This is a genomic window from Mycetohabitans sp. B2 (genome assembly GCF_021733735.1).
In the GTDB taxonomy this organism is placed as follows: Bacteria; Pseudomonadota; Gammaproteobacteria; order Burkholderiales; family Burkholderiaceae; genus Mycetohabitans; species Mycetohabitans rhizoxinica.
On record NZ_JAHKSP010000129.1, the window covers coordinates 1 to 3,015 of the forward strand.

The 3,015-nt window shown below is 63.2% G+C and carries 1 protein-coding gene; it reads right to left on the bottom strand.

All coding sequences use genetic code 11. From position 1 onward, the window contains the following. Window positions 1-3,015: non-ribosomal peptide synthetase (locus tag KPG66_RS17030; protein WP_237071630.1), on the bottom strand; the 3,015-nt coding region annotated here is incomplete at both ends.

Here is a 3,015-nt window from a genome sequence, read left to right on the forward strand (position 1 = left end):
CCGCCGGCACGCCGCTGCAGCGCTGCGCCAGCGCCAGCGACGCGTGCTCATGCTCGAGCAACGCGGCCAGCCGCGCATGCGTCGCATGCACGGCGGCCTGTACACTGCCCTCCAAATCCACGCGCAGCGGCAACGTATTAATAAAGAGCCCCATCGCACGATCGGCACCCTCACCCGCTTGCATGCGCCCAAACAGCACGGTGCCAAACACTACGCGTGGTTGGCCACTCGCGCGGGCGAGCACCTGCGCCCACGCCAAGTGACACAGACTCGCTAAGCTCACGCCCCAGCGCCGCGCATGCGCGCGCAGCCGATCGCTCAACGCCGACGGCAGCATCCGGTGTGACTCGCTCACTTCACGGCCGTCGCGCTGTACCTGCGCGAGCCCAAACGGCAGGGTCGGCTCCTCAATGTCCGCAAGCTGCTCAGTGAAGAAACGCTCGTGCTCAGCTTGGCTCCCCCCCAACCTTGCTTGCGCGACCAGATGGCGGAACGGCTGCGCCGGCGGCAGTGCGTCGCCTCGGCCCTCGATGAACGCGCGCACCTCCGCGTGCATCACTTCTAGCGTCGAATGATCGCCAATCAAATGATGCAGCCGCTGCGTGAGCAGCCAGCGCCCCTCACCATCCTGTGCAATCGCACAATGCAGCAGCGGCGCTTGCATCAGATCCAGCCGCGTGTGACGTGGATCAAAACGGCGCGCCAATTGCTCCGCGATCGGCCCGTCAGCGGCGTCCAACGTCAACTCGGTGACCGGCAGCCGCGCGTGGCGCCACACCACTTGCGCGGGCATGGACACGCCTTCCCAGACAAACGCGGTGCGCAAAATATCGTGGCGATCGATCACCTGCTGCAGCGCGTGCAGATACTGGTCGAGCCGCTCACGACTGTCGAAAGCCAACTGCACCATCAGTAGATACGGATCGCCTGTGCTGGCCAGCAGATGATGAAACAGCAGCCCGTCTTGCAGCGGCGACAGGGCATAAATGTCCTGAATATTAGCCACGCCACCGGGCACCTGCTCGACAATCTTGTCAATGTCCGCTTGCGTCAGCTCAATGAGCGGCAGCATCGACGGTGTAATCGCAGCTGTGTCAGGCGTAATCGCGTTGGGCGGCACCACCACGTCACGGCGCTGACCCAACGTCTGCGCCAACGCACTGAGCGTCGATGCCTCAAATAGCGCCCGCACCGACATACTCAAGCCTCGACGCCGCAGGCGCTCAATCAACCGCACCGCCAGCAGCGAGTGGCCCCCGAGCGCAAAGAAGCTGTCGTGCCGCCCCACACGTTCGACACCCAATAGCTCGGCCCAGATCGCCGCGAGCGTCGTCTCCAACTCGCCTTGCGGCACTTCATACGCTTGATGCGCCAGCGCGGCGTCATCCGGTGCAGGCAGTGCACGCCGATCGAGCTTGCCGTTGGGTGTCAGCGGAAACGCATCGAGTCGCACAAACGCATTGGGCACCATATACTCGGGCAGGCGGGCGGAGACATGCGCGCGCAGCGTGCTCGCCAGTGGCTCGTCCGCTTCGGCCTGCACATATGCCACCAGCCGCTTATCCGAGCCCTCGCCTGTTGCTACCACCACCGCATCACGCACCTGCGGATGCGCCGTTAAGCACGCTTCGATCTCCTCCGGTTCAATGCGAAAGCCGCGGATCTTCACTTGCTCATCGTTGCGCCCCAAGAATTCTAAGTTGCCATCCGGTAAATAACGCGCCAAATCCCCGGTCTTATACATCCGCGCATCGGGCTCGTCCACGAACGGATCGCGCACAAAGCGCTCAGCAGTCAGCTCCGGGCGGTTCAGATAGCCGCGTGCCACCCCCGCGCCACCAATATACAACTCACCGACCGCGCCCAGTGGCACCGGCTGGCCGTACGCGTCCAGCAGATAGATCCTTGTGTTCGCAATCGGCCGGCCAATCGGGACCTCACCGCTGAAGTCACGTGCACCACGCCATGCTGTGGCACAAACGGTTGTCTCCGTGGGGCCGTAGGCATTAAAGACCGTGCCTTGGTCGGCCAAGTCTCGAACCAACGTTGCACTGGGCGCTTCACCTGCCAGAATCAGTGTTAAGGACAGACCAAAGCTGGGCAAATCTGCGCCATGTTGAAGCAGTGCAGGCGGTAAAGTCGCGTGCGTAATCGCATGGCTTGCCAAATAGTCCCACAAAGCATGCCGATCCTGCCGGGCCGCCTCGGGTGGCAAATACAACGCTGCGCCGCTGCCAAAGGCCATCCAGATTTCGGATGCACTCGCATCAAAGCTGAACGACGCAAACTGCAACATGCGGCTGGCTGGCTGCACCCCAAAACAGGCGATTTGCGCCAGAGCAAGATTCACCACGCCCCGATGCTCGACCATCACCCCTTTGGGCATACCGGTCGAGCCCGATGTATAGATCACATACGCCAGATGCCGAGCCGTCAGACCCGCCACCGACGGATTCGTGTCCGGCAACGCCGACAGGGTGGCCGGATCGAGCACCGTGCGCTCGGCCAACGCCGCCTCGCCCAACGCAGCACGCCCAGCCGTATCCGCGAGCACAATGTTCGGTGCCGCATCAGCGAGGATGTACGCCAAGCGCTCACCCGGATAGCTCGGATCGAGCGGCACATACGCGCCGCCGGCCTTCAAAATCGCCAGCAACCCCACGACCAGCACGGGACTACGCTGCACGCATATCGCCACCCGTGCATCGGGCTTGACGCCCAGCTCGATCAACTGGTGCGCGAGGCGATTGGCTTGTGCGTTCAGCTGCGCATAGCTCAGTGTCTGCGCTTCATACACCAGCGCCGGCGCTTCGGGCGTGCGCTCGACCTGCGCTTCGAATAGCTGGTGCCCACACCTATGTTTCGGATAGTCCCGCTGCGTCGCGTTCCATGTATGCAGCAGCAACTGGCGCTCGGCCGGTGACAGCAACTCAAGCGTTGCAACCGGTTGCTGAGGGCAAGCCACCATGGCGCGCAACATCGTCTGCAGATACCCGACGTGCCGCTCGATCGTGG